At 36.7% G+C, this 3629-nt stretch carries 3 protein-coding genes and 1 tRNA gene; 1 reads left to right on the top strand and 3 read right to left on the bottom strand.

The window, feature by feature from the left end; all coding sequences use genetic code 11:
- Positions 1-2: 2 nt before the first annotated feature.
- Positions 3-75 (top strand) — tRNA-Gly (locus H9625_RS17205).
- 405 nt (positions 76-480) lie between these two features.
- On the opposite strand, the gene H9625_RS17200 is transcribed toward H9625_RS17205, so the two are convergent.
- The 3 genes from H9625_RS17200 to mobV all read right to left on the bottom strand — a co-directional run.
- Positions 481-1251 (bottom strand): WG repeat-containing protein, encoded by a 771-nt coding sequence (locus tag H9625_RS17200; protein WP_191765538.1) that lies wholly within the window; start codon positions 1249-1251, stop codon positions 481-483.
- A gap of 40 nt (positions 1252-1291) precedes the next feature.
- Complete coding sequence (locus H9625_RS17195) at positions 1292-2509, bottom strand: hypothetical protein (protein ID WP_191765536.1); 1218 nt, start codon at positions 2507-2509, stop codon at positions 1292-1294.
- Positions 2510-2590: 81 nt separating this feature from the next.
- On the bottom strand, positions 2591-3629 hold a 1039-nt coding region (mobV, locus tag H9625_RS17190), incomplete at its 5' end, for a MobV family relaxase (protein WP_191765534.1).

Below are 3629 nucleotides of genomic sequence, written 5' to 3'. Positions count from 1 at the left end.
TTGCGGAAGTAGCTCAGTCGATAGAGCATTAGCCTTCCAAGCTGAGGGTCGCGGGTTTGAGTCCCGTCTTCCGCTCTCCAAAGAGACTATCTCGGATTTTCACGAGGTAGTCTCTGATTTTTTTATTGAATATCCGTTCATTTTATCCAATCCCGCATCATCCACATTTTCGTTAATCTGACGAAATCCGGCGGATATTCCACAGATTTTCCGTAAATCTGTATAAGGAATATACCTCTTTGAAATCAAGAGAGTTAGAAGAATTACCTCGTTTTCGGGTAATGAGTTGGTAACCGTTCTAATTGCCGTGGTCTGCATCGCTTTGCTGTTTTGGTAACTCTTATCTTTGCAAATGTAGTAAAAAAATAACGGGTCAAAAGGAATATGAAGATATTTTCTTTTTCCAATTATAAATTTATTGGCTTGAATATATCTTTAGTTCAGAGTCCTATCGTATGAATTTGAGATAAAATTCATTATTTAATCAGTATTCCAAAATGCGTCAGGCAAATCTTCGTATGCTTCAGAAGCATCTGGTAAATCTCCATAAGGATATGTACTTGTACCTTGTCCACCAAATGACGATATGTTATCTGCTTCGGGGTACTCTATGAAATTTCCATAATGGTTAATATACATATCCGTGGTATGTTCTTTATCAATACGCACTAAAGCTTTCCCGTCAATAAAATAATTGTATTCCTCACCTTGCCTATATTTTGCCTCCACAATTATTTTACCTTCCAATGACATAAATCCCACTTTGTTGTCTGATACAAAACCTATTGAATATTCTCCTGCATCAAATAAGTCCTCGTATTTTGGAGGTATAATTTCGGAAACTTCATCTCCATAGATTCTACAACAAACCAAACCGTAAAGACTATTTTTTATTGTTTTAAGAAAAAGGGTATCTTCTGTTTGAAAGAAAATTGATATATCGTCATAGATGTTATGTAAAACTTCTTTGCCTTTAAAGTTCAATAAGCCTTTATATTGTTTGCTTGACCCATAAACTTTTAATCCACTAAATATGGTGTTATTTGGGGAATATGCTACAATTTCATTACGAAGGATTGTCTTACCGTAGACAAATAAGCTGCTACCTACACTTTCGGCACAGATGCATCCATATATTTTTAACCCGTCTTGAGTGTTCCAATGTAATGGAAAATAAGCCTTTTTATTTAGTTCCTCAAAGAATACTGTAACTTCTTTATCGCTATTAAATTTTACATAATGATATTCCATAATAACAAAGTTATATTTCTACAGTAATTATAACAACTTATCAATATTGCCGTGTACGATAATTTTCTATCGCTAACATTCTTGATTTTTCTTTGCTCCAGCGAGGTTCTTGAATATGTATAATGATGCTTTCGATTTCATTTAGTTTAGAAGTATCTCCACATTCGATGAAATGGATAAGAGCTTTAACTATATCCACACACTCAAAAAGATGATTCTTTATTTGATTTTCGGAAAATCTAAGAACAAACCAATCATTCTGAACAAAGAACTTGTTCCTTTCCTCATCCCCACACCCTATATAATGAATTTCTTTCCTTGTTTGAAAATCATAAGGCTCATCTATTTCTATATCAATGGGACATGAACATCCGTTAAACAAAACTAAATCAGGAGAGTAAGGACCAAGTATCTTATCTATCTTAGTATAAGAAGGAAATTCCTTCATTAAAGCATAGAATAAATTATTCTCGAAAGCTCCTCGTTGCGGAGGTTTATTATTATCTTGTATTTGATGATAAGTTATCAAGCAACGCTTAAATATTGAGGCAACGATAATATTGGAATGTTTATCAAGTAATTGGGCTTGTGAATCTAATCGTTTCTCAAATTCTATTTTCTTACCATCGTATTCTGTTCTCAATTTTCGATATGTTTCAAGATTGTCCTGATATTTCTTTAGTGCTTCTTGTCGCAGTTGGTCAATTTCATGTTGTGTTAATTTTCTTGTCCGTACTTTTGTCTCAGATTTTCCAACATTCATTTTATGCGCTATGAGCAAAATGAATGGAATCCATAAAATAGCAACAATCACACCTAACCCAGGATCTTCAGGTGATATAAAAAATGCAGGAAGAGTAAAAAGAACAGCCATTATGAGTATAAGAATCAAACACCCCCAATTATGCGCCTCATAACATTCTGTTTTTTCAGTCGGTATATTAGGCATTTGTGGAGCGACAGCATCTTTAGGATCAAACGGATGAATTAAAAATTGCCAGTCATCCCCTTTAATATTCAACTGCTTGGCGGCATTTAAGAAATCATGGAGGAAGATATGTGATTTATCTTTCCCTACACCAATAGAACCAATTATAAACTTTTTGGATAGTTGTTCACAGAGTAATTTAGGATATAATATCACAGGATAGTAATCAGTTTTTTGCAATCTCTGTAACAAAGAAACATCTTGAACGTATTTATCATTTTTTAGGTGATATTGTTCACTAAATGACTCCCAATTTAAATTTTCGTGCATTGATAAATATAGCTTTTAATATACAGCAAAAGTACAAAAAGTCCGTGATAAGACACCAACTATCGCGGACTTTATTTTGATTTACAATTTAATACCTTTATTTTGCCTTTTTATCGGCAATCCTAATGTTTCCATAAACTCGTCTTTCTTGTGTCTGAACCAGTTAACATGTGAAATGCCGTCTATTTTGAGATCAAATTTCCCATCCGAGGTCTCTTTAAGCGAGCAAACCGAACCATCAGTCTTAAAGAGCTGTCGGAATTCAGAAGAATAGAGTTTACCTTTAATAGTGACATCCTTAAACATACACAGCTTTTTGATTAGCCCATCGCTAAAATTCAGAGTTTCACGCAAAAACTTGATAGTAGGCATCAGTTTTTCCACATAAGGGAAGTAGCGTTTGACAAAATCTGTAAATTCCGACAATTTGCGGTATTGTCGTTCGTAAGCATTCTTCATTTCCTGTATCTGCTTGCTATGTTGTTCCTCTCGTTGTACGGCTTCTTCTTCAAGTTCCTTTATGCGGTTTTGCAAATCTTCATTCCTATGTTCAAACTCTTTCTGTTTACCACCACCGAAAATAGAACCGACCTTTGCCACGAATGCGGCTTTCGCTTCTGTCTTGGCTGCTTCCAGTTTCTCCGATTTGACCTCCTGCCTTACCTCGTCAAGCTGTTGCTCTGCCTGTTGTTGCTCGGTCTGTAACTGCCGCATGTTGGCTTCAAGTTCACCCGTCTTCCGTTTCAAATCACGGTAGTATTGGGCGGTTGTCGTATGGCGTGCTTCCGAGCCACGCACACCACGTTGCAAGCCATATTTCTCCATTGCTTTTGCATAACTGTCGTGATATGTTACCAGCTTCTCACGTGTCAGCACATCATCGGCACACAGACGCACGGTATTGGCTTTCTTGCGGTAGGAGCGTTTACCTTCCGTCTGCTTTTTCTTGGCTTTCCTGCGCTCTCCTGTTACTATCGGTACGACCGTGGCATGAATGTGCGGTGTGTGCTCATCCATGTGCAGGACTGCCGAAACTGTATTTTCCTTGCCGAAGGTATAGTGCAGCCATTGCAGGTTGTCATCACACCATTCGTCAAGTCTGCCCTCGTCCTGTATTTTC

The sequence above is a fragment of the Phocaeicola intestinalis genome, assembly GCF_014837065.1.
GTDB classification, from domain to species: Bacteria; Bacteroidota; Bacteroidia; order Bacteroidales; family Bacteroidaceae; genus Phocaeicola; species Phocaeicola intestinalis.
The sequence above is the reverse complement of the archived record's forward strand: the minus strand, read 5'-3'. Positions and strand labels throughout refer to the sequence as shown.

Coding starts and splice junctions, on each gene's coding strand:
- H9625_RS17195 (WP_191765536.1), bottom strand. CDS start 2,509: ATGCACGAAAATTTAAATTGGGAGTCATTTAGTGAACAATATCACCTA.
- H9625_RS17200 (WP_191765538.1), bottom strand. CDS start 1,251: ATGGAATATCATTATGTAAAATTTAATAGCGATAAAGAAGTTACAGTA.